Annotated in this window: 20 protein-coding genes; 13 read left to right on the top strand and 7 right to left on the bottom strand. The window is 52.5% G+C overall.

Annotation, left to right across the window (positions count from 1 at the left end):
- The first annotated feature begins 309 nt into the window (after positions 1–309).
- Together RKA07_RS09725 and RKA07_RS09730 are read left to right on the top strand one after the other, a co-directional pair.
- A complete protein-coding gene (locus RKA07_RS09725; protein WP_310966215.1) occupies positions 310–2160 on the top strand; it encodes a methanol/ethanol family PQQ-dependent dehydrogenase in 1851 nt (616 codons plus the stop codon).
- Between the two features lie 72 nt (positions 2161–2232).
- Positions 2233–2883: a pentapeptide repeat-containing protein gene (locus RKA07_RS09730; RefSeq protein ID WP_200364340.1), complete on the top strand. Its 651-nt coding sequence runs from the start codon at positions 2233–2235 to the stop codon at positions 2881–2883.
- Between the two features lie 45 nt (positions 2884–2928).
- Here the strand turns inward: RKA07_RS09730 and RKA07_RS09735 are convergent, their stop codons facing one another.
- Complete coding sequence (locus RKA07_RS09735; RefSeq protein WP_310966216.1) at positions 2929–3612, bottom strand: response regulator; 684 nt, start codon at positions 3610–3612, stop codon at positions 2929–2931.
- A gap of 204 nt (positions 3613–3816) precedes the next feature.
- On the opposite strand from RKA07_RS09735, the gene RKA07_RS09740 reads away from it, so the two are divergent.
- Positions 3817–4347, top strand: coding sequence for a rhodanese-like domain-containing protein (locus tag RKA07_RS09740; protein WP_310966217.1), 531 nt, complete (start codon positions 3817–3819; stop codon positions 4345–4347).
- Positions 4348–4570: 223 nt separating this feature from the next.
- The gene (locus RKA07_RS09745; protein ID WP_310966234.1) at positions 4571–5251 is read left to right on the top strand and encodes a response regulator; all 681 of its coding nucleotides are present in this window, start codon (positions 4571–4573) and stop codon (positions 5249–5251) included.
- Between the two features lie 16 nt (positions 5252–5267).
- Here RKA07_RS09745 and RKA07_RS09750 read toward each other — a convergent pair whose 3' ends face one another.
- From RKA07_RS09750 to RKA07_RS09760, 3 genes are all read right to left on the bottom strand, one after another.
- Complete coding sequence (locus RKA07_RS09750) at positions 5268–7463, bottom strand: PAS domain-containing hybrid sensor histidine kinase/response regulator (RefSeq protein ID WP_310966235.1); 2196 nt, start codon at positions 7461–7463, stop codon at positions 5268–5270.
- A gap of 43 nt (positions 7464–7506) precedes the next feature.
- A complete protein-coding gene (gene nosP / locus RKA07_RS09755; protein WP_310966218.1) occupies positions 7507–8661 on the bottom strand; it encodes a nitric oxide-sensing protein NosP in 1155 nt (384 codons plus the stop codon).
- Between the two features lie 254 nt (positions 8662–8915).
- Positions 8916–10016, bottom strand: a complete 1101-nt coding sequence (locus tag RKA07_RS09760) for a porin (RefSeq protein ID WP_310966219.1) — start codon at positions 10014–10016, stop codon at positions 8916–8918.
- Between the two features lie 301 nt (positions 10017–10317).
- Here RKA07_RS09760 and RKA07_RS09765 point away from each other — a divergent pair, with 301 nt between their 5' ends.
- Positions 10318–12360 (top strand): TonB-dependent receptor family protein, encoded by a 2043-nt coding sequence (locus RKA07_RS09765; protein ID WP_310966220.1) that lies wholly within the window; start codon positions 10318–10320, stop codon positions 12358–12360.
- A 28-nt stretch (positions 12361–12388) separates the two neighbouring features.
- On the opposite strand, the gene RKA07_RS09770 is transcribed toward RKA07_RS09765, so the two are convergent.
- Entirely contained in the window at positions 12389–13321 is a 933-nt protein-coding gene (locus tag RKA07_RS09770; protein ID WP_310966221.1) for an ROK family protein, read from the bottom strand.
- A gap of 54 nt (positions 13322–13375) precedes the next feature.
- Positions 13376–14599 (bottom strand): serine/threonine transporter SstT, encoded by a 1224-nt coding sequence (sstT, locus tag RKA07_RS09775; protein ID WP_200204685.1) that lies wholly within the window; start codon positions 14597–14599, stop codon positions 13376–13378.
- Between the two features lie 193 nt (positions 14600–14792).
- Here sstT and RKA07_RS09780 point away from each other — a divergent pair, with 193 nt between their 5' ends.
- From RKA07_RS09780 to RKA07_RS09815, 8 genes are all read left to right on the top strand, one after another.
- Positions 14793–15680, top strand: a complete 888-nt coding sequence (locus RKA07_RS09780) for a LysR family transcriptional regulator (RefSeq protein WP_310966222.1) — start codon at positions 14793–14795, stop codon at positions 15678–15680.
- 121 nt (positions 15681–15801) lie between these two features.
- On the top strand, positions 15802–17031 hold the full coding sequence (locus RKA07_RS09785; RefSeq protein WP_310966223.1) for a CaiB/BaiF CoA transferase family protein: 1230 nt from the start codon (positions 15802–15804) through the stop codon (positions 17029–17031).
- An 11-nt stretch (positions 17032–17042) separates the two neighbouring features.
- Positions 17043–17990, top strand: a complete 948-nt coding sequence (locus RKA07_RS09790) for a hydroxymethylglutaryl-CoA lyase (RefSeq protein WP_310966236.1) — start codon at positions 17043–17045, stop codon at positions 17988–17990.
- Between the two features lie 47 nt (positions 17991–18037).
- Positions 18038–19027 (top strand): TRAP transporter substrate-binding protein, encoded by a 990-nt coding sequence (locus RKA07_RS09795; protein ID WP_200204689.1) that lies wholly within the window; start codon positions 18038–18040, stop codon positions 19025–19027.
- Positions 19028–19107: 80 nt separating this feature from the next.
- The gene (locus tag RKA07_RS09800; protein ID WP_200204690.1) at positions 19108–19671 is read left to right on the top strand and encodes a TRAP transporter small permease; all 564 of its coding nucleotides are present in this window, start codon (positions 19108–19110) and stop codon (positions 19669–19671) included.
- On the top strand, positions 19671–20942 hold the full coding sequence (locus RKA07_RS09805; RefSeq protein WP_200204691.1) for a TRAP transporter large permease: 1272 nt from the start codon (positions 19671–19673) through the stop codon (positions 20940–20942). Before RKA07_RS09800 ends, RKA07_RS09805 begins: the two co-directional genes overlap by 1 nt.
- A 99-nt stretch (positions 20943–21041) precedes the next feature.
- Positions 21042–21494: a DUF302 domain-containing protein gene (locus RKA07_RS09810; protein WP_310966224.1), complete on the top strand. Its 453-nt coding sequence runs from the start codon at positions 21042–21044 to the stop codon at positions 21492–21494.
- Between the two features lie 371 nt (positions 21495–21865).
- A complete protein-coding gene (locus RKA07_RS09815; RefSeq protein ID WP_310966237.1) occupies positions 21866–22114 on the top strand; it encodes a PcfJ domain-containing protein in 249 nt (82 codons plus the stop codon).
- A 92-nt stretch (positions 22115–22206) separates the two neighbouring features.
- On the opposite strand, the gene RKA07_RS09820 is transcribed toward RKA07_RS09815, so the two are convergent.
- Positions 22207–23004 (bottom strand): alpha/beta hydrolase, encoded by a 798-nt coding sequence (locus RKA07_RS09820; protein WP_200204694.1) that lies wholly within the window; start codon positions 23002–23004, stop codon positions 22207–22209.
- Positions 23005–23011: the final 7 nt, after the last annotated feature.

A 23011-nucleotide genomic window follows, 5' to 3' on the forward strand; every position in this document is an offset into this window, starting at 1 on the left:
CGGGCTGTCTCCAAGTCTATGAAATGCCTTACTTGCCGGTGTACTCCACTTTGGCTGCTGCGCCTTAGATCTTTGGTAGTAGACCTATCGACCAGAGGCCAAAGCACGAGCCACCTGCCCCGGGAAACGGAAAAACCGAACAATCAGCCTGTTGCACATCTGCCAGGAACATTTCCCGGACTGCACTATCCCGAATCCCGATCACCTCATGGTTTTCTCCGTCGCCTGATTGAGCACTCCATGCCAATACTCATGGCGTCAACGCAACCAATGAATGCGTTTGTCACAACAACAATTAAGGGGAAAGTCATGAAAACACTGTTTACCAAACGCCCCCTGATGCGCGGTATCAGCCTGGCGCTATCGATAGGCGCGGCTGGATTGGCGACTCAGGCACATGCTGCGGGCGTTACATGGAATGACATCGTTAACGATGCAGAAACCACTCAGGACGTTCTCGGGTACGGGATTGGTCCAAAAGCCCAACGCTACAGCCCAATGACCATGATCAACAAAGACAACGTTGAACGAATGGTTCCGGCATGGTCGTTCTCGTTTGGAGATGAGAAGCAGCGAGGCCAGGAGTCCCAAGCACTGGTTCACGACGGAATTATCTACGTAACCGGTTCCTACTCACGCCTGTACGCCCTGGATGCAAAAAGTGGTAAGCGGCTTTGGGAATATAGCCATCGTTTGCCGGAAGGCATTCGCCCCTGTTGTGATGTGGTAAATCGGGGCGCAGCGATTTTCGGCGACAAGGTTTTCTTTGGCACCCTCGATGCGGGCATTGTTGCTCTCAACAAAAAAACCGGAAAAGTCGCTTGGCGCGTGAAGTTTGGTGATCACGAAGCGGGCTACACCATGACCGGCGCCCCAACACTGATCAAGGATCAGAAAACCGGAAAGGTTATGCTTATTCACGGCTCATCGGGTGATGAGTTCGGCGTTGTCGGCAAACTCTACGCCCGGGATCCCGAGACAGGTAAAGAGATCTGGATGCGCCCATTTGTTGAAGGACACTATGGTCGTTTGAATGGCGAGAAGAGCACACCCTCTGGCGACCCACGGGCTCCCAGTTGGCCAGATGACCCTAATACCGAGACTGGGAAAGTGGAAGCCTGGAGCCAAGGTGGCGGAGCGCCCTGGCAAAGCGCGAGCTTTGATGTCGAAACCAACACCATCATTGTTGGCGCAGGCAACCCTGCCCCCTGGAATACCTGGAAGCGCACAGCTCCCGGTGGTGACCCGGCAGACTACGACAACTTGTATACCTCTGGACAGGTGGCGGTGGACCCCACCACCGGTGAGGTGAAATGGTTCTATCAGCACACGCCAAACGATGCCTGGGATTTCTCCGGCAACAATGAACTGGTGCTTTTTGAATACACCAAAGACGGCAAAAATGTAAAAGCGACCGCACACGCAGACAGAAATGGCTATTTCTATCTGGTTGATCGCACCAATGGTGAGTTCCAGAATGCCTTCCCATTCGTGGATAACATCACCTGGGCCACCAGTATTGGTGCCGATGGCCGCCCCGTGGAAGGCAAAGGCCAGCGTCCACCACCGGTTCCCGAGGGAAAAACCCGGGGCGAATCCATAGAAGTCTCACCACCTTTCCTTGGTGGTAAAAACTGGAACCCCATGGCTTACAGTCAGGACACCGGGTTGTTCTACATCCCAGCCAACCACTGGAAAGAAGACTACTGGACCGAAGAAGTCACCTACAAAAAAGGTGCGGCTTACCTTGGCCAGGGCTTCCGTATCAAGCGCATGTACGACGACCACGTTGGCATACTGCGGGCGATGGACCCACTAAGTGGCGAGGTTAAATGGGAGCATAAAGAGCCCATGCCTCTATGGGCCGGCGTGCTGGCCACCAAGGGCGGCCTGGTATTCACCGGTACAGGCGATGGCTACTTCAAGGCATTTGACGCAGATACTGGCGAAGAGCTTTGGAGGTTCCAGACCGGCTCGGGAATCATCTCCCCACCCATTACCTGGGAAATGGACGGCGAACAGTACGTAGGTGTTACCTCAGGCTATGGCGGAGCAGTGCCTCTCTGGGGTGGCGATATGGCTGAACTGACCAAGCCTATTTCACAAGGTGGGTCTTTCTGGGTGTTCAAAATCCCCTCTTGGGCAACAGCGGCCAAGTGATCCATTAGCTTTGTCCATCAACAAAGGGAGCCGCCAATACACGGCGGCTCCTGATTTGTTCCGGAGTACACCATGAAGACAATAATAAAGCTGGCTTTACTCGCCTTCATCACGCCTGCTTTAGCAGAGGACTATCTGGCGGATGTGCGCCCACCGGAGTTTAATGGCTGCATACTGGAGCAACACTCTGTGTGCTCTGGTGCTGACCTTAAGGGTGCAGACATGTCAAACCTGGACTTGAAGTCTGTGGACTTCAGCGGCGCCGATCTGACCGGAGCTATTCTGAATCACACCAGTTTGAGGGGCGCCAATCTCAAAGGGGCCAAGTTGGACAAGGTAACCGCCTATCGCGTCAACTTGTATAGAGCCGATGTGCGCGGAGCAAGCATTCGCGAGGCGGAACTTCAGGGCGCTACCGGGCAGTACCTGTTCGCTCAGGGCGCGGATTTTACTGGCTCCAACATGGCTGGAGCGAACTTCGATTTTGCAAGGTTCTCTGGTGCTACGCTTATAGAAACCGACCTGACCTTCGCAAGCCTTGAGATAGCCTGGTTACCAAAAGTCGACCTAGCTGATGCCAACCTGTTTGGAGCCAACCTACAGGAAGCAAAATTTGGAAGTGCCAACCTTGCAGGCGCCGATCTACGAAACACCCGCATCCACTACGCTACGTTTGTAGGCACCTTTATGGACGAGTGCACAGGCTGCCCGGTAGATTGGTAAATTTGATTGAGCTTCATGCGCAAGGGAAAGGATGCCCTGCAGGAATCAGTTAAAGCAGGCAGGGCTTTCGCTGCCCGCAGTTCCAAACTGGACCAGCCCGGAATCCACGGCAAAGTGTAACAGGCCAAGCGAGGATGAAATTTCCAGCTTGTTTTTGAGTACAGACAGGTGGTTGGCAACGGTCTTCACACTGATATTCAAGCGCTCGGCAATGGTTTTATTGGGCACCCCGCGCGCAGTAAGAATCAGTACCTCCAGTTCGCGTTGTGTCATCTCAGTTAATCTATTACCAACAGTGTTTTTAAGACAGTTACGTCCCGACTGCACCATGGCCATCTGGGTGGCCAAATCATGTTCAAGGTACACTTCCCCACCCGCAGCTTTTTCAATGGCTTTTGTCAGTTCCGTAGAGCTGCAGTTTTTCGATATGTAGCCTTGGGCCCCGAGCCCAAGCGCTTGCTTAACAAGGCCTGCGTCGTCCATGGAGGATAAAAACAGAACGTTGGCTCTGCGCCATCTCTGGCGGATGCGCCTGCAGAGCTCCAGCCCGGAATAGTCGGGAAGCAATGTCTCCGTAATAAGAACATCCGGAGCATGACCAGCGTACTCATTGACTGCTTGCGCGCCACTATCCGCAGTCATAACGATAATACCTGGCATGGTACTCCTGAGCAGGCAGGCTGTTGCGTCCCTTACCAACCGTTGACCATCTGCAAGTACGACCTTCATGGCGCATTACCTCAGAACGCCCGGCCTGGTTAAGGCCCGACTAAAGAAAAGATGCTTTTATCCTACCCCGCTCCCATTCTGGCTAAATGGTTCTTTAGTACTGTCTACTTAGTACTGTTCATTTACGACTTTTCGAATATTTACCCACTTTTGAGGCTCACGTAGTTTGGTTCTTACACTTCATGAAGCTACTGGAACACCAAGATGAAAGCTCTGTGTTTACTCATGCTTGTTTTTGCCCTCCCTGTGCTGGCATCCACCTCTCTTTTTTCTTCGGATGGCTATCGGATCGACCGTTACCGAAGCCCCACGCCTGACACTGTTCCAGGCGCCGAAACAGTCACTACGAGAGAGCTTCAGGAACTACTGCAAACAAGCCCTCGCCCCGTGGTGATTGACGTAATCAACTCTGAATACAGAGCCTCGCTATTCGTTGAGACAAGACCTCATACATCAGTACCTGGCGCTTTCTGGCTGCCCAATACCGGGCGCGGCGAGCTAAGCCAGCTCTGGCAGGACTATCTTGTAAAAAATGCACTAAAACTTACAACCAACAACCAGGACCACCCTGTTGTGGTGATGTGCAAATCCGACTGCTGGCTCTCCTGGAACGCAACCCGTCGCCTACACCAGGCTGGATTCACCAACCTGTACTGGTATAAAGACGGTATAGATTCCTGGGAGAATTCTGATCTTCCAGTACAGGTAATTACCCCTGTACCGCCGGAATTTTGAAGATTCAGCCCTGACAAAAGTCAAAAATAGTACTTTAGTCTCTAATTTTTGATGCAATAGTCGCATTCAACTCCTGGCGACAGTGGCGTGTAATGGCACAACTACAACAAAAATCAGAGGCCTAGCCATGCTTAACCAAGCCAGCACCGTATTTGCAGACGAAACCAGTTATCATAATCCGGAAACCACTTCCGCCACTGACGACCAACGGGCAGGCACGTTAATGGAGCCGACTTATAAAATCCTTATCGCTGACGACCACCCTCTTTTTCGCGAGGCTATAAGCAGCGTTATTGTGTCTGGCGTTGAAGGTAGCGAGGTTCTGCAAACCGATGATCTGGACAGCGCCCTTTCAGTAACTCGCGAGAACGATGATCTCGACCTGATTCTTCTGGATTTGAACATGCCAGGCATGAACGGGCTGAACGGTTTAATGACTTTGCGAAACGAAGCTCCAACCATTCCCGTGGTTATTGTCTCAGCAGAGGAAGATAAGCAAGTGGTTTTGCAGGCGATCACCTACGGCGCGGTCGGCTTTATTACCAAGTCGTCGCCCCGGCAGGAGATGACCAAAGCGATTCAGCAGATTCTCAACGGTAATGTGTATTTACCATCAGATATCATTCGTACTGGCAAAGAAAACAACAGCAACCGGCGCACCCGCAATGACGACAATCCGGTCTCTGCAGAAATGCTGAACTCCCTCACCCGGCGCCAACTTCTTGTACTGGAGCGTATGGCGAAAGGCGAATCCAACAAGCAAATTGCCTACAACCTCAATATCGCCGAAACCACTGTTAAAGCCCATGTGTCTGCAATACTGAGAAAGCTCGGCGTACACAACCGAGTGCAAGCCATTCTTTCGGCAGGCGATGTCGATTTCAGCCACTATCTGAAACGCTAGTGGCTGTCCTCACAACTCAGCCGTTTCGGAGTATGTGATTCAAAGCACTGCGAAGCTTTAGTGGCTTGACGGGCTTATTCATCAACACATAACCTAACTCGCGGATATGCTGTTTCAGCTCATTGGTGTAGTTAGCGGTGATCATCACAACCGGCACCGGCGTGCGCCGGCTCCCGTTGATAGCGGCTACTGTATCAACACCATTCTCATCGTTATCCAAATGATAGTCTGCCAGTATTACATCCACTGGCTCTTCTGATGGGTCCAGTTGGCGCTTCAGATCTGCCATCGATACTGCCGTAATCACCTCGCAGCCCCAGGTTTCCAGCACCACCTTCATGCCGTGGCAAATGGCAGAATCATTATCGACAACCCATAACCTGCATCCATCCAACTCCTGACCAATATGGGTTATGCCATCCCGCTTCACGAGCGCTGGATTGGGCTTGTGTGTGGCTAGAGGTACACGAACACTGAACACGGAGCCCTTACCTTCCTCCGAAGACACACTGACCTCATGGTTCAGTATTCGAGAAATCTTATCGACTATCGCCAAGCCCAACCCAAGCCCTTTATCCGTCTGGGAATTCGTTGGATGCACACGTTTAAATTCCTGGAAGATCTCAACCAGCTTATTCTGAGGAATGCCCGGGCCTGTATCCCAAACCTGCAACACCACGGAACCGGCTTCCCTGCGACAGCCGAGCAACACACGGCCTTCGCTCGTGTAGCGGATTGCATTAGTAAGGAAATTGCGAAGAATCCGTGCCAGTAACTGGGAGTCCGAATCTACTATCGCGGAGCTTCCCAAAAAATCGAACTGCAGCCCCTCTGCATTCGCCAATTGCCTGAATTCCCGCGCGATATTAATGAGAAGATCCCGCAGATCAAATGCAGTGACATCTGGCTTGATAACCCCCGCATCCAGCTTGGATATGTCGACCAAGGTGCCTAGCAGGCCCTCGACATCATCCAGAGATGCACTAACCGAATGAACCAGATCTTCGGCTCTTGGGCCAAAGGAATGTGCCTGCAAAGCGCTGGTGAATAACCTTGCAGCATTCAGCGGTTGCAAAAGATCGTGGCTCACGGCAGCCAGGAATTTTGTCTTGGAAAGGTTGGCACGTTCAGCCTCCAGTTTCGCATCCCGCAAACGCGCTTCTGCTGCATTGCGCTCTGCGATCTCTTGCCGCAATTGGGTGTTTGCGTCTGTCAGCGCCAGGGTGCGTTCTGTTACTCTGGCTTCCAGTTCGTCATAGGCTCGCTCAAGGGCCTCCGCAGCTTTGCGCCGATCGCTGATATCCCTGATGAGAACAAAAAAACCGGCAATCTCACCCTGCTCGCCAAAATTAGGCACGTATGAGCGAAGCATATAGCGTTCCTGGCCTTGCTCGCCGAACTCTTCAAATTCAAAAGTGACGCTGTTTCCAGACATCACACTTTCTATGTACGGTTTCAGCCGCTCATACAACTGCGGATGATGGATATCGCTCAAGCATTTGCCCAAAGGCGATTCGCCACCGCGTCCGTACCAAGCGGCATAAACCTGATTACAAAACTGAATGCTCTTGTCTGCCCCTACATAGGCGATCAGCGCCGGCACATGGTCGGTCACAACGCGAATCCAGCGCTCGCTTTCCTCCAGCGCACTCAAGCGGCGCGCCATTTCGCTGTTTTTTACGTCGGTAATATCCGAGTAAAGCACAACCAGACCGCCCTCACGGGTGGGGCTCTCAGTCATTTGCACCCAGCGCTCATTGCTGAGCAAAAACACCTCACCCTCAGAGCCTGGTTCGCTGTGTTCCTCGAGGATCATTCCGGAGTTCATGGCAAGCGCGCGAACATCATTGATATGAGTGCCCGGCGAAGGCATGGCCACACCGGCCTGACGCCAATAGCTGCGAAAACGGCTATTGCTTTGGATCAAACGGTGGTCATGATCAAAAAGCACAAAGCCATCAGCAATACTCTCGATAGCATCACTTAGGCGTTGGCGAGTAGTCTCCGCCTCCTCGCGGGCATGGGTCAGGGCTTCGGTGCGTTCACGCACCTGTTCCGCCAGCACAACAGAGTGCTCAAACGCCGCGTATGGCTCAGGCTTGTATACAGATCCCGATTCAACCCGAACGATCAGGGCGTCCCTGATTTTTCGCAAACGTTCATTGTCGGCCTCTAAATGTGCAACTTTTTGCTGCAGGGCCTCTGTCGCCAGACAGGCTTCCTTGCTTGAAGCTACAAACAAGTGTTCGTTGGCACTAGCGATCGGGTTGACCAATGACCACCCCCGTAAATGTCTGGTTGATGTGCATTCCGTTGTACTGCTCGCCGTAGGTGTTAAATCCAACCACGTTATGGCGGCGTAAAAAGCCTGAAACTGCCTCTGACTCACCAGTCAGCTCTGCTTCCAATCTGCGCAAAAAACAATCACACCCTATAGTTACCAAGGGTTTACCGACAACACGCTCGGAATCTTCTAGCTGATCCCGCACGGCTCCGAGCAGCGAGCCTTGCCCCATAGCTGTCATCACAATTCCCGTTTCCACCGCGCAGTAGAAAGTCAGGCTTTTATCTGGGTTAACCCGCTGGATTGATCGAACAAAGTAATTGCTGCCAATCTTTACGCCCAAAGGCTGCAGTGCAAAAACCTCCCGGCTCAGTGCCTCAACTGAAGTCCCAACTGCTCGGGCGTAGGCCTCTGCTGCGGGCTCGGCGTTGAGCTCGTGTACGGTGCGGGTATCTGCACAGGCATGGGTTACAACAAGCTTTTCTCTACCTTCAATCAAATGATGGGTAGTAAACACCCGGAAATCCAAAGGCGTATTAATCAACAATACGGTTGCTGCTCCGGCATGAAAGCGCCCCTGGTGAAATACATAGGTGTCTGCCAGGTGTTCATCATCACCCGCGGAACCGCCAAATTGAGGAATGCTGCCAAGCACCGAGTTCAAGGCTGCCAGCACCAACTCCTCACGGCTTGAGAGCCCATCCAGAAGCGTTAGCGCAAAGGTGTTTCCCTTTATCGGGGCAAGCTTCGCGTCCCGGCAGCCAGAAAGCAGGTCATCAACGACACTCTGGGCATCCCTCAAGGTAAATCGATCCATTTCACCGATCAGTGCACTCTCAATCGCAAAATATCGGCGATCAAAGCCGATGGCTGTGATGCAGCCCCGGTCATATCCCTGAGGGGTGATCTCACCTGCTGACGTACATCCTGAAAGCTCAACGCCTGCAAACTCTCGCTCAAGAGCCAGGCCCAGCTGAGCAAGGTCGTACTCCGCAGAGCAGAAGAACAGCACGTGTCCCAAGTGTTTGTGCAGCAGTTGGTTGGCCAGATCCTCGGCAGCTGAGCCCGGGTCTCGAATACCAGAGCTTGCAACTTGCACCGCAGGCGGGGTTGATACTGGCGTCATAGAGGTTGGTTCCACTAGAAATAGCAATACCTTGATTTTACGGCATCCAGTTAATGCGCCAATGCGACTTCAGTGCTTTTGATCTGCTTGAGAATGTCACAGCAACCTCTTGTTTAATAATGAATTTCACTAAAAACCAAACAATCCGTAGGCGGGCGCGGGAAAAAGCCAGTACTTTCGTATTAGCAGTCTTGATACTCGGGCGGCGCACGCGCTGTTGTGCCACCCGATTAATCAGCCGAATTGGCAACAAATCAGAAATTAACAATAGCGCCAATAGCAATTGTGTCTGCGTCAGTGCTGATCACGCCGGAGGTCCGGCTTTTATCCTCGTACATGTTGTACTCAGCCACTAACTTGAAATTACTGTTCACATCGTGGAAGAAACCAAACGTGTTGCTTTCAGTTTTCAAATCCAGAATTTCTGCGTCAGTTTTTCCATGAGACAACACGATCTTATTCGGGCCGAACGCATAGGACGCCTGAACTAAATAGCCGTCGGCGCTTTCTTCCGTTAATGCTTCATTCACCACCAGTACCGGGCTATTACCTTTCGAATCGAAACCCGATGCAGAAAATGTAAATCCGGCGACAGAGCCTTTAATGCCATATCCCACGCCGGAACTATCAATGGTGGTGGTTCCGTTGGTTGAGGACTGATAGCGGCCATTGAGCCACCCGGTTAGTATTAAACCATCGAGATCAACCTTATAGGTAATCTCTGATTCCATCCGGGGCGCGGAGTTCTCATCACCTGCTCCAGTTACCGTGTCAGCTGGGTCCAGAGCACCTACGGCAATCTGCAATCCACTAAAGTCTGGCGAACGATACGTTATCTGGGCGGAAGGCGTTGGGTATGGGTAACCTGCACGAATATTGCCAAAGGACACGCCACCTGCGGCGCCCGGAGAGCCAAAGCCCATCAGGATTTCATCAAGAAAGATATTCGAGCGAGCGAAAAGGCCGAAATCTTTACCAATCAGCACCTGGCCAAATGCGCCATCCACGGTCGCGAAAAACTGGCGAACATCGATTGCCGTATCGGTTGGGGAATCAAGACTATCGTTTATAGTTGTCCAGAATGACGATCGCCCCCCCAACACCAGGTCGCCCACGTCTTTGCTGAAGTTAAAACCAATAGTATTTGGCAGGAAGCCCATTTTGATTCGGGTATCCCGTGTGTCTGGAACTTCATCCTCACGGGTTACGTAAAACGCGTTGAAGTAGCCGTCTACAGAAAAGGACGTACCATCTTCGTTATACAGATCGACGGAAGCGCTGGCTCCCATGCTTGTGCCCAGAGCAGACGTAACTGCCAAAACCATGACTGACTTTTTCAAGTTGTTATTGTTCATAAATCCCCCAGTCCATTTGAATTTCCTGCACGATTGGTTAGCAGGTGAAACCTCATGCTGCGGGATCGGAGATATATGAGAAATCAGCCAAGGGGGCTGATTTAGTGCTTATTTAGAAGGCAAGGCAAACAGAACTTTGGGACTAAGACCTACTTTGGCAGTACTTCTTTGGTTGCTCTATTTCAGAGGATTACAAGCACAAAGGCTCATTGAGACCGAAGGGCAGTCACTGAAAGACTGTGACTCAGCGCGATTAGATAATAATTTTTTTACGAATCAGGAATTCCATGAGACCAGCACCATGAAAAACAACAAAACTGCTTTCGCCTGCTTGATTGGTTTTGCTGCAATACCCTTCACGGCTAATGCTCAAAACGGTGCAGTCATCACGGTTACGGCACCGGTTATAGAGCGTGAGCTTTACGAAACGCCCGTGTCCATGTCGGTTATAAGGTCTGAATCCATTAAAAACGGCCAACCCATGTTAAAACTTGATGAAACTTTGAGCCAGGTGCCAGGGGTTTATCTGCAGAATCAGGAAAACTATGCTCAGGGAGAACGGGTAGCAATACGGGGCTTTGGTTCCCGGGCGCCTTTTGGCGTTCGGGGTGTAATGATTGTAGTAGATGGAATTCCCTACACCTTGCCTGACGGGCAGGCACAGTTAGACGCTATCGACCTGGACAGCGCTGAGCGCATAGAAGTCATCCGCGGCCCTGCTTCGGTTTTGTACGGAAATGCTGCAGGTGGTGTTATCAGTGTGACCACGGCGGACAGGCAAAGTAACCCGGATCAGACCTCGGTTCGAGCTACGGGTGGAAGCAACCGCTTCGGCAAGCTTTCCCTCAGCAACAGCGGCAGCAATGGCAACTGGTCACACAATGTGAACCTCTCGGCGTTGAACTACGAAGGCTACCGCGATCAGGCAGAAGTTGAAAAATACCTGTTCAATTCAAAGCTACGTTGGCAAATGGACAGCGAGCGTTCCATCACGACCATCATCAACTTGCTTGATAACCCACGCTCACAAGATCCGGGAGCCCTCACCGCAGAACAGGTCGCTGAAGACAGAACCCAAGCCGGGCGTTTCACCGAGGAATATGACACCGGGCAAGCCGTAGACCAGCAGGTAATTGGCCTGCAATACCAGGATCTTTCAGCCGGCGCAGGGGAACTGCGTGGGAAGGTTTACTACCTGCGGCGCAACTTCGAACAGCAGCTTCCTTTTCCTGGCCCCAGTCGTATTGACTACAACAGAGACTACTTTGGGGCGAGCACAGACTATCGCCAGTCATTCTCGGTTGCAGGATTGCCGTTTCAATATGTAGCTGGAGTGGAAGCCCGGGAACAACGGGACGACCGCAGTCGAACTCAAATGAGCTTCACTGGTAATTTGCAGGGGCTAACCGCTGATGAGCTTCAAACTGCCACATCCTTAAGCACCTTTGCTCAGGGCGACTTGAACTTAACGGACCAGCTGATTTTATCCATTGGCGGTCGATTCGACCGAATCCAGATGGACGTTTCCGATGAATTTCTTGCGGATGGAGACCAAAGTGGGGATCGTACATTCAGGGAATGGAGCGGTTCTGCAGGGTTGAGCTATCGCTACCTTCCTAACCACCAATTTTTCACCAATATCAGTACCGCCTTTGAGACCCCAACCTTCTCGGAATTTGCCAATCCATCCGGCGTAGGCGGGCTAAACCCTGATACTCAACCACAAAAATCCCTCAACCATGAACTGGGACTTCGTGGTGCCTTTGATTACGGAATGGATTACGACCTCACACTGTTTTGGGTGGATGTTCGCGATGAGCTAATTCCCTACCAGCTACCCGGGCCTGATGACAGAACCTTCTACCGCAATGCCGGAGACACAACGAGAAAAGGCATCGAAGCCACGGCGGGCTGGCTGCTTAACCAAAGCTGGCGGTTTGAAACTGCCCTCACCCTGGCCGACTACACATTTGATGAGTACAGCTCGGGTGGCAATAATTACGATGGTAACCGGCTGCCTGGTTTGCCCGAACAACTCTGGTCCAACCGGCTACAGTGGCAGGGTTTAGGTGGCACCTTTGCTACGCTGGAAACCCGCTATGTCGGAAGCTTGTTTGCGGATGATGCGAACAGCGTGAAAGTAGACGACTATTGGTTGGTCAACCTGCGTGGCGGAGATACGTTTTACGTAGGACGGAACCTTCTCCTTAAAGGTTTCGCGGGGGTTCGCAACCTGACTGACAGGAACCATTTCGCCAATGTTCGTATAAACGCCAGCAACGATCGCTATTATGAACCTGCCTCAGGACGCACATGGTATGCGGGGCTGGAGTTGAATTTCTAGGATGGAATCATCTCTGGGCGGCAATACTTCAGGCCTTTGACAACCAAGCTGCCCCCCTAACCCCACTGGAATCTCCATGGGCAGCTCGAACTATCGGTGTTCCGCACTCCCCACCAAACACGTGCTCTGGCAATCGCCGGGGCAGTTCCTGGTAGATCTGTTCGACGTTACTCATGCCACCACCCAGTACGATAATGTCTGGGTCCAGCAGGTTAATAACTGCTCCAAAACCACGGGCCAGATGCTCCATGTACTGGTTCAGGGATTCAGCTGCAGCTCTGTCACCCTGGCGGGCATTTTCAGCAATTTCCTTGGCTGGCAGAGCCTTGTAAGTGGTGAGCTTGTGGGTCATTGATAGCCCGGTGCCCGAGAGGAATGTTTCATTGCATCCATTGAGGCCACAGAAGCATGGGCGCAGCTTAAGCTCATGCTGCGCAGTCCAGGGTAACGGGTTGTGCCCCCATTCACCTGCAACGCCGTTTGGACCGCTAAGAACCCGACCATTTACACTTATGCCTGAACCGCAGCCTGTGCCGAGTATGGCAGCAAACACTACGCCATAGCCTTTACCCGCACCATCTGTGGCCTCAGACAACGCCAGACAGTTCGCATCGTTGGAGAGAGTTACAGGCCTTTGCAGCAGGGCACGCAAGTCATCCTGCATAGGCTGCCCGTTAAGCCAGGTGGAGTTGCCGTTCTTGATTCTACCGGTGATGGCAGAAACACTACCGGGAATACCAATGCCCACGGGCAAACCGCTGGCCCCTGCCTGTGATTCAGCCTCCAACACCAATGAATGTATGGTCTGAAGCGTGGCGTGATAATCCCCCTGGGGGGTGGGCACACGCTTTCTGAAATGCTCACTGTAATCGAGCCGGAATCCGCCAACCTGTTGGCTCATGAGGATTACTTCAGTCTTGGTGCCACCAAGATCAATTCCAATGAGCCAATCACTGCTCATGATCGACGGCCAGATTTCGGTTGATTGCCACAGTTAAAATTATCCATAGGAAAGCTAATCCGGCTTCGACTCCGCCCGGCGGCAGGCCGCAGCCGTGAACAAGACATCGGTAGACGAGTTCAATGCAGTCTCGGCTGAATCCTGAACAACGCTGATCACAAAGCCAATCGCCACCGCTTGCATGGCCACTTCTGCAGGAATACCAAACAGACTGGTCGCCAGGGGAATCAACAGAAGCGACCCGCCAGCAACGCCCGAAACGCCACAAGCCGCCAATGCCGACACTACGCAGAGCAACAGCGCCGTTCCGAAATCCACAGGGATTCCTAACGTGTGTGCCGTAGCAAGAGTAATCACAGAAATAGTGATAGCCGCGCCCGCCATATTTACCGTAGCGCCGAGAGGGATAGAAATTGTGTAGGTATCGGGATCCAGCTTCAGGCGCTCCGAAAGCTCCAGATTAACGGGGATGTTAGCAGCGGAACTGCGCGTAAAAAATGCCGTAATCGCACTACCGCGCAGGCACTCAAATACTAAAGGATAGGGATTGCTGCGAATCTGCCAGAACACGATAAGCGGGTTAGTAACCAATACCACAAACAACATACAGCCAACAATAACAGCCAGGAGCTGACCATAACCCAGCAAAGCACTGATGCCAGACTCTGCAAGTGTATTGGCAACCAACCCAAAAATACCCAGGGGCGCAAGGCGGATCACGCCACGAACAATCCCGGAGACTGCCTCGGACAAGTCCTCAAGGCCTTGGCGGGTGGTATCACTGGCGGTGCGCATCATAAAGCCTAGCCCAACCGCCCAGACCAGTATGGCAATGAAATTGGATTCCATTAGTGCTCTGACCGGGTTGTTTACCGCGCTGAGCACAAGGTTTTTCAGGATTTCCCCAATATTCGAGGGAGGATTGCCGCTAACTCCACTCAAATCCAGCGATAGCTGGGTGGGAATCAGAAAACTGGCGACCACAGCGACTACTGCTGCCGCAAGTGTTCCGATTACATAAAGAAGCAACACTCCGCGTATGTGGGTGGGTTGCCCCTGTTTGTGGCCGGCTATGGCAGCAGCTACCAAAACAAAAACCAACACCGGGGCTACGGCTTTCAAGGCTTTCACAAACAGCTGGCCAAGCAACGCGACTGAACCCGCAGCCTCAGGCGATATCATCACCAACAGCACACCTGCGACAATCCCCAAGGCAATTTGGGCAACAAGCCCCAATCGCATTAATGGGCGGAAAACCGCACTCAGTGCTGAAAACATGAAAACCTCGCGTTGCTTTTGCAATGGATGAATATATTGGCGGCCTATAGTAACGCATTGAAAGCCTGCCCGGTAAATGGAAGCTTTCCTGGGCAGAATGATTGCGGAACCAGGAGCATAACTGAAAGCCACTTCCTTTTTCAGACCAACCCCCTAGAATCAATGGAGTCATTTGCTCCGGAGCGTTTGTTGTATGCATTTGGACCCCACATCATTGCGGCTGTTTGTGCGAGTTCTGGAAACGGGCACGATAGCCGCTGTGGCAGAACAGGAATTCATCGCTGCCTCAGCAATCAGTAAACGCATCAGTGAACTCGAAACCAGCCTGAACACTCAATTGCTGGTGCGCACAAACCGGGGCGTTGGCGGCACCCAAGCTGGAAAAGCACTGGCTCAGCTATCAAGAGGTGTACTGCATCAGCTTGAAGAGGTTCATGCGCGAATGCATGAATACTCCCAGGGTGTGCGGGGCGAAGTCAGAATCGTCGCCAATATTTCAGCCATCACTCAGTTCTTGCCCAGCCAGTTGAAAGCGTTTCTGGACCAGCACCCCTTTATCCAGATTCAACTGGAAGAACGTATCAGTTCAGAAATTATTGAAACCGTGGCGCAAAACCAGGCAGACATCGGCATTTTTACCGAGGTGCTTGGCAACACGGAAAACCTGACCATTTACCCATATCAATCCGACCGGCTGGCCCTGATTACCGCCAACCAGCATCCCCTCAGCCAGGCCCAAAACCTGAGCTTTATCGATACGCTGCAATACGACTACGTTGGTCTACATACAGGCAGTGCTATTAATAACAAGCTATTGCAGGCCGCAGCCGCAGCCGAAAAAACCTTTCGTATGCGTATACAGGTCACCAGCTATGAAGCACTGCTGCGCATGGTCGAACAGGATCTCGGCATTGGCATCATGCCCCAGGATATTGCACAGCCTTATGTGACCACCCACCGCGTTAAGGCCATCCCCCTTAATGACAGCTGGGCAAGCCGCAACCTGAAGCTATGCACCAGCAACCAACACCCCTTGTCGCAAGCCACGCTGCGCTTGCTCGAACACCTCACACCCAGCTGAGGATTTCTGCCATCGTATTTCGCGATGGCAGCCTCACATATAACCATTTTGTTATTTCTCCCTTCCGGCTCATTATTTTGTAAAACAACACGATAACAATGCCATTCAAGGTGAGATGAACATGACCAAGGAATCTTCCTGCCCAGGGGATCAGGAGAAAACACCGCAGCCCCTGGAAGGCGTTCGCGTGCTTGAACTGGGGTCACTGATTGCCGGTCCCTATGCCGCCAGCATCCTTGCCCAGTTCGGTGCCGATGTCATCAAGGTGGAACCACCGGGTACAGGCGACCCACTAAGGCGTTGGCGCAAAATGCACAACGACACGTCGCTGTGGTGGTACTCCCAGAGCCGTAACAAAAAGTCGCTTACGCTCAACCTCAAAGATCCCGAAGCCCAGGCCGTCATTCACAAGCTTGTGGAAGAGTGCGACATCGTTATCGAGAACTTTCGTCCTGGCACACTGGAAAAGTGGAATCTGGGCTGGGAGCAGTTGTCGGCTATTAATCCTGCACTGATCATGATTCGGGTATCTGGCTATGGCCAGGACGGCCCCTATGCAGCACGCCCGGGCTTTGCAGCGATTGCCGAATCAATTGGTGGTATGCGTCATCTTGCGGGCTATCCGGACCGCCCACCTGTTCGTGCCGGCATCAGCATTGGCGACACTCTGGCCTCTCTGTATGGCGTGATCGGCGCAATGATGGCAATGCATCACCTGAAAGTTAACGGTGGTAAGGGGCAGTTCGTTGACGTGGCTCTGTATGAGGCGGTTTTCGGCGTTATGGAAAGCCTGATCCCGGAATACGGTATGTTTGGTTTTGTTCGGGAGCGCACCGGTGCCAGCATGCCAGGCATTGCCCCCTCCAGTACGTATCGCAGCCGGGACAACCGATACATCGTCATTGCCGCAAATAGCGACAGCATTTTCAAACGACTGATGAACGCTATTGATCGGCCCGACCTGGCGGATGATCCCGAGCTGACCCATAACGATGGCCGAGCGAAGCGCAGTGATGAGCTGGATGAAGCCATAGAAGCCTGGACCTCCCAGCATAACCTTGCAGACGCCCTGGCCGTTCTTGAAAACGCTGCTGTTCCCTCCAGCGGAATCAACACCGCCGCCGAGATTTTTGAAGACCCTCATTTCCGCGCCAGAGAAATGATTATCGAGCGCCCCCTACCCGGTGGCGGCGAGATTTCGTTGCCGGGCATAGTGCCAAAACTGAGCGGCACACCCGGAGCAACCCGCTGGGTAGGCCCAAGTCTTGGCGAACATAACAGCGAAATTCTCGCTAGCCTGGGCTACTCCGATCACGATATTCAGGCGCTGAAAGCCAAGGAAGTAATCTGATGTTTACTGATATCCCAAAACGGGTACTCATCAATGAGGTGGTGACGCGCGACGGTTTTCAAAGCGAGCCGGATTTCGTGCCAACCGAAACCAAGGTTGAGCTGATCAATGCCCTTGCGGGCCTTGGCTTGAACAAAATCGAGGTTACCTCGTTTGTTTCACCGCGCGCCGTCCCCAATCTGAGCGATGCCGCCGAGGTCATCCAAGCCATCCGAAAGGACACCCCGACCCGCTACGTTGCCCTCGTGCCCAACCAGAAAGGCTGTGCCCGTGCGCTAGAGTTGGGTGTGGATGAAATCAACCTTGTTATGTCGGTCAGCGAAAGCCATAACCTGGCGAATATGCGCATGACCTGCGATCAGTCGTTGCAGCAATTCAAAGATATTGCGGAGATGGTATCGGGCACACCCATGCGCCTGAACGGCTCATTGGCCACCACCTTTGGCTGTCCCTTTGAAGGCCAACAGTCACAGGAACGCATACTGCGATTTGTGGATGCGTACCTGGAACGCGGCCTTCATAGCCTGACCCTCGCCGACACAACCGGCATGGCAGTACCCAATCAGGTGCAATCACTGTGCGAGGAAGTTCGCAAGCGCTGGCCAGAACTGGAGCTGACACTGCACTTTCATAACACCCGCGGCCTTGGGCTTGCGAACGTGTATGCAGCGCTCGCTGCCGGGGTTAACCAGTTCGATGCGTCGCTCGGCGGGCTCGGCGGCTGCCCATTCGCTCCGGGTGCGACGGGCAACATTTGCACCGAAGATCTGGTACACATGCTCAGTGAAATGGGGCTGGATACCGGCGTAGATCTCGATGGTTTGTTGCTACAATCGCAACGCCTGGAAGAAATCGTTAACCATGATCTTCCCGGTCAGGTTCGCAAAGCCGGAAAACGTAGCGACACTCGACCGCTCCCACAGTCTGTAAAAGAATTGATGCAAAACGGCCGCAGCTGATCAGGCCACCTTAAAAAACCAAAAACAGCCAATAATAAGGATATAACATGAAATTAAAACACCTTCTCTGCTCAGGCGTGTTGGCCTGCTCCCTTGGCGCAGCCATGCCTGCACTTGCAGCAACCACTCTGAAAGTAACACTGCAACTGCCCCTGAAACATCACTTGGGCCAGAACCTGGTCGACTTCAAAAACGAAGTTGAAAGCAGCAGTAATGGTGATATAAAGATCCAGATTTTCCCGGCTGCACAGCTCTATAAGGATAAAGAAGTTCACAACGCCGTGAGCTCTGGCGCCATTGAAATGGGCGTTATCAGCGTTACCCAAATGGCGGGCACCATTCCTGCAGTGGATGTGTTCTACGTACCGTTCATGTTCCCTACAAACGAGAAGGTTGTTAAAGCCACTGAGCCTGGCAGCCCTGTACGTACCCTGCTGGACGATGAAATCATCAAAACCGGCGCTCGCCCTCTGTGGTGGCAGGCTTATGGTGGCGTTGCGCTACTCTCCAAGAAAAAGCCCATTCAGCAGCCAGACGACATGAAAGGCATGAAGGTGCGTGTATTTGGTAAAACCCTTGGTGAATTCGCCAAATCGGTCGGCGCTGCACCGACTGTGATGGCAGGCTCTGAGCAGTTCCTGGCGTACCAGCGCGGAACCGTTGATGCAGGCATGACCGGCGTAACCGCTGTTGGCCCACGCAAGCTGTATCAGGTTATGGATCACCTCACCCTGACCAACCACGCCAACATCGAATTCATGACGCTCATTAACGAGAAAACCTGGCAGGGTTTGACTGACACTGAGCGGACCATTCTGCAAAACGCAGCGCTAAAGGTCGAAAAGCAACTGCGCGACAAGATTCAGTCCCTTGAAGCCGATGCCATTGCAGAAGCCAGAAACGAAATGAACGTGATTGATCTCACCCCGGAAGACATCGCCAAGTGGCAGGAGGCAACCCGCCCTGTGCTGAAGAGCTTCATCGAAAACGCCGGCCCTTTGGGTGAGCAAGTGATCGAAGCCGCAAACGCGCTCTGATCTGAATACTTTCTCCCGTATACGGACGCTTGCTTTGCAGGCGTCCGTTATTGTTTGTTTTTCTGTTGTCGGGATTATCCATGTCAACTAACAACGCCACATCAAAAGACCCGCAGGCCTGGCGCGCGAGCCATCCCTCCGCCTGGGTGCGTATAAATCATGCAGTCGTTACCCTTTGCGGGCGACTCGCTGCAGCCTTGTTTGTAGTGATTGCGGCCATGATCACCTATGAAGTCATTGCCCGTTACGTCTTCCTGTCCCCCACTATCTGGGTAGAAGACCTGTCACTGCTATGTCAGATCTGGGCTTCCTGCCTGGGCGCAAGCTGGCTACTTCAGCACCAGGCGCTGATCCGCATCGACATGTTGATCGGCCGCTTTGGCCCTCGTATGCGAGCTGTTGCAGAACTGTGGTCGTTGCTTATCGTTGCGTTGTTTTCGGGCTGGGTAACCTGGTACGGCGTGTACATCGTGAAGGATGCTATCGCCATTAATGCCGCCTCAGCCTCCATGTTAGGTATGCCGATGTGGATCACAAAAAGTGCCATTCCAGTGGGTTTTGGCCTTCTTTTTATTCAATGTCTCACAGAGGCTGCGCTTGTACTAACAGGGCATATTCAGCCTGCTGAAGAGGTTCACGTCTGATGACTGTTGCTCTGATTATATTCGCCCTGTTGATGTTGCTGCTTTCCGGAGTACCGGTTGGATTTGTACTGGGTGGGCTTGGGCTTGGCATGCTGCTACTGGCCGACATGTCACCTTTAATGGTGCCCATGGCCATGTATTCCTCATTCGACAGCTTTATTTTGCTGTCTGTACCGCTCTTCCTCTTGATGTCTAACATCCTGCTGCAAGGTGGCGTTGGTAAAGACTTGTTCAACGCCGTTCAAACCTGGGTTGGGCATTGGCCCGGCGGTTTGGGAATCGCCACCATCGCCTCGTGCACTATTTTTTCGGCAATTTCCGGGTCGTCTGTTGCCACTGCCGCAACCATTGGCAGTGTTGCCATCAAAGAGATGACCGATCGCGGATACCACCGCCCCTTTGTGTTGGGCTTGATTGCCGCGGGCGGCACGCTCGGCATACTTATTCCGCCGTCGATCCCGATGATCGTGTACGGCGTTATTACCGAGGAATCCATTGTTGACCTGTTCCTGGCCGGTATTATTCCGGGCCTGATTATGGCCGGCAGTTTTATCATTTTCAGCTTCCTGTACGCGACGCTTGGCAAGGCCTGCACACCAGTGCCCAAGGCCACTAAAAGTGAACGTCTTGCAGCCACCTGGCGGGCTCTGCCCATCATCATTCTGGCCGTCATTATTATTGGTGGAATCTATGCAGGCGTGTTCACGCCGACAGAATCCGCAGCCATCGGCGTGGCTCTCTCGTTGATCATTGTTCTCGCATTGAAAACAATGAACTGGGAGCGCTTTAAGAAAGCCTGCATCGACACCATGAAAACCACGATCACCATATTCATCATCATGGCGGGTGCCAAAGTGTTTGGTAAGGCCATTACCCTCTACCAAATCCCGCAAGACATCTCGATGTTCGTCACCATGCACATTGGCAGTGCTGGCCTGTTCATCCTGGCGGTGTGCCTGGTATTACTGGTGATGGGATTCTTCCTGGAATCCATCTCTATGCTGTTGATCATGATGCCGGTGCTCTACCCTTCATTGGCACCACTTGGCATAGACCCTATCTGGTTCGGCATCATTTTCGTGATCATGATCGAATGCGCTTTGATAACCCCACCCGTAGGGCTAAACCTGTTCGTAATACAGGCTGTCGCCGGGGGCAGAGTGATGGATGTGGTGCGAGGCGTGTGGCCATTTATCATCATGATGTTCGGCTGCCTGCTGATCGTTTACTTCTTCCCTATAGTGGCGCTTTACTTGCCATTTTACCTATAACGATGGCATGCCAGGTGATAGGCTGAATTGGAAACCGCGTGAGACAGAGCATCGTACTAAAGGCGCGCAAATGAACGAACATCGTCATCGAGGTAGACCATGAAAACAATCAAGTACGTTGTTGCACTATTTCTGGTTATGGCTTTCTCCCAAGCCCAAGCCGTGGATGGCCTGATTTCGGTTAAGAGCTCCTACAGCGCTCAAGAAACCATGAACAAGTTCGAAGGCGTTGTTAAAAGCAAAGGCTTGAACGTTTTCGCGCGCATAAATCATGCAGCTGGGGCTGAAAAAGCAGGTATGGCGCTCAGGCCTACTGAGCTGCTGATTTTTGGCAATGCACAGGGCGGAACCCCATTCATGAAATGCGCGCAGACTGTCGCGATCGATCTGCCTCTCAAGGCGCTGGTTTGGGAGGACGAATCAGGACAGGTATGGTTGGGCTACAACGATCCAACCTATTTGGCCAAGCGCCATGACGTTTCTGAATGCGCGGTAGCTGAAAAGCTTCGCGGGGCATTGGCTGGTTTTGTGAAGATGACATTAACGCCTTAGCATGGCTGAGCCAACCCTTGACGATCCTGTCAATTCTGAACATCAGGTAGTGTTCGACCTCAGCACCATCCTGAAATACCCCATTCAGTTAATTGTTCAGAGTTGGCACTCTGCCATGCCGCTCCGTTGGTTCAGCCGGAATTCCCTGGGAACTAGAGGATGTCATAAAGGCACTGAGACACCCTGAACACGGCCGCCGGAATTGTACAAAGGCTGGAACAGCTGCGTTCCAGACCGGCACTGCAAGAGCTGCACGACCGTTTGGTCCAGCGCTTTAACAGCATGGGGTCTGAGCAAAAACGGGCGGCCCGTGCTGCGGCACTTGAGCAGGAACATGGGGATTACCCAACGCTCCCTTACCCGCCGAAGGCATTGAACCACTCACATCGCGGTTAGAGCTGTTGGATGAAGGTTCCACAATGCATCATTGCATGGGCAGCTACGATACGTTTATTGCACAGGGAGAGGTGTTTATCTACCGCATGACAGCGCCGCAGCGGCTGACTATTTCTCTCGAGCAGCGAAATAACACCTGGGTTGTTGGTGAAGTACGCGGGAGCCGAAATGCTAACCCTTCGCAAGCCGCTATGGATATCGTGAGGCGCTGGGTTGAGCTTTAGGGCGCAAATAAACCAGCCGATCCTTCAATCACCGATAGAATTGAGCCTTCCGGGAATCACACATTTAAAGGCATAAAATTCACCGGGAAAAGCTACCCCTGCTGGACCTTCAGCCATTTGAATATCTCAGTACGAATCATTGGGAAGTAGGCCCCTCCCACGGTCCAGTGGCAGCAACTCTCTATTTCCACTAGTGACGCCTGTGCACCGAAACGTTTGGCGATGCTACGCTGGATATTGATGGGGGTGATTCGATCCGCAGTGCCACCCACAATGAGAACCGGGCATTTGATATTCTGTGTGTTCACATGTGTTGCAGACCTGCTTCTCAACAAAGACCCGACGCTGATCTGAAATGTAGCCATGCCAGATTCGTATGTACAGCTTTCGTAGATTTCCTTCTGCACAGAGCGGCTTTGGGCATTGGCGATACCATACTCCACGTTGGCAAGCCCGACTTCCGTAACACTATTCCACAAAGGAAAACGAAACAGATTGCGGCCCAAAGTGCGAATTGCTGACCAACTCAGGCCATTTATACCTGCCGGGGGCGCGGAGGATAAAAGAACCAGTCGTTGGCAGGGTACCTGGGCGGCCACCAACTGGGCCAAGAGTGCGCCCATTGAATGTCCCACCAGAATTGGCGGGGAGTCGAGACGCTTTACCTGCTCTACAATATATGCGACGTACTCCTGCACGCGTGTTTTAGCCAGTTTCGAACGACTGGCCGCTGTATGCTCTTTTTTGGGAAAATGGTATGGCAGGCGCAGAGAATCCACAGTGTATCCCTGATACACAAATGCTTCGTTCACATCTCGCAATGTCTCTTCATTGCTCCACATTCCATGAATCAGCATTACCGGCGGTTTGCCACTGCGTCCCCTGTTCATAACCCTT

The organism is Marinobacter xiaoshiensis, from assembly GCF_031631795.1.
GTDB classification, from domain to species: domain Bacteria; phylum Pseudomonadota; class Gammaproteobacteria; order Pseudomonadales; family Oleiphilaceae; genus Marinobacter; species Marinobacter xiaoshiensis.

Bases quoted from the DNA above. Each gene is read 5' to 3' on its own strand.
- RKA07_RS09725 (WP_310966215.1), top strand. From the start codon at position 310: ATGAAAACACTGTTTACCAAACGCCCCCTGATGCGCGGTATCAGCCTG.
- RKA07_RS09730 (WP_200364340.1), top strand. From the start codon at position 2,233: ATGAAGACAATAATAAAGCTGGCTTTACTCGCCTTCATCACGCCTGCT.
- RKA07_RS09735 (WP_310966216.1), bottom strand. From the start codon at position 3,612: ATGAAGGTCGTACTTGCAGATGGTCAACGGTTGGTAAGGGACGCAACA.
- RKA07_RS09740 (WP_310966217.1), top strand. From the start codon at position 3,817: ATGAAAGCTCTGTGTTTACTCATGCTTGTTTTTGCCCTCCCTGTGCTG.
- RKA07_RS09745 (WP_310966234.1), top strand. From the start codon at position 4,571: ATGGAGCCGACTTATAAAATCCTTATCGCTGACGACCACCCTCTTTTT.
- nosP (WP_310966218.1), bottom strand. From the start codon at position 8,661: ATGACGCCAGTATCAACCCCGCCTGCGGTGCAAGTTGCAAGCTCTGGT.
- RKA07_RS09760 (WP_310966219.1), bottom strand. From the start codon at position 10,016: ATGAACAATAACAACTTGAAAAAGTCAGTCATGGTTTTGGCAGTTACG.
- RKA07_RS09765 (WP_310966220.1), top strand. From the start codon at position 10,318: ATGAAAAACAACAAAACTGCTTTCGCCTGCTTGATTGGTTTTGCTGCA.
- RKA07_RS09770 (WP_310966221.1), bottom strand. From the start codon at position 13,321: ATGAGCAGTGATTGGCTCATTGGAATTGATCTTGGTGGCACCAAGACT.
- sstT (WP_200204685.1), bottom strand. From the start codon at position 14,599: ATGTTTTCAGCACTGAGTGCGGTTTTCCGCCCATTAATGCGATTGGGG.
- RKA07_RS09780 (WP_310966222.1), top strand. From the start codon at position 14,793: ATGCATTTGGACCCCACATCATTGCGGCTGTTTGTGCGAGTTCTGGAA.
- RKA07_RS09785 (WP_310966223.1), top strand. From the start codon at position 15,802: ATGACCAAGGAATCTTCCTGCCCAGGGGATCAGGAGAAAACACCGCAG.
- RKA07_RS09795 (WP_200204689.1), top strand. From the start codon at position 18,038: ATGAAATTAAAACACCTTCTCTGCTCAGGCGTGTTGGCCTGCTCCCTT.
- RKA07_RS09800 (WP_200204690.1), top strand. From the start codon at position 19,108: ATGTCAACTAACAACGCCACATCAAAAGACCCGCAGGCCTGGCGCGCG.
- RKA07_RS09805 (WP_200204691.1), top strand. From the start codon at position 19,671: ATGACTGTTGCTCTGATTATATTCGCCCTGTTGATGTTGCTGCTTTCC.
- RKA07_RS09810 (WP_310966224.1), top strand. From the start codon at position 21,042: ATGAAAACAATCAAGTACGTTGTTGCACTATTTCTGGTTATGGCTTTC.
- RKA07_RS09820 (WP_200204694.1), bottom strand. From the start codon at position 23,004: ATGAACAGGGGACGCAGTGGCAAACCGCCGGTAATGCTGATTCATGGA.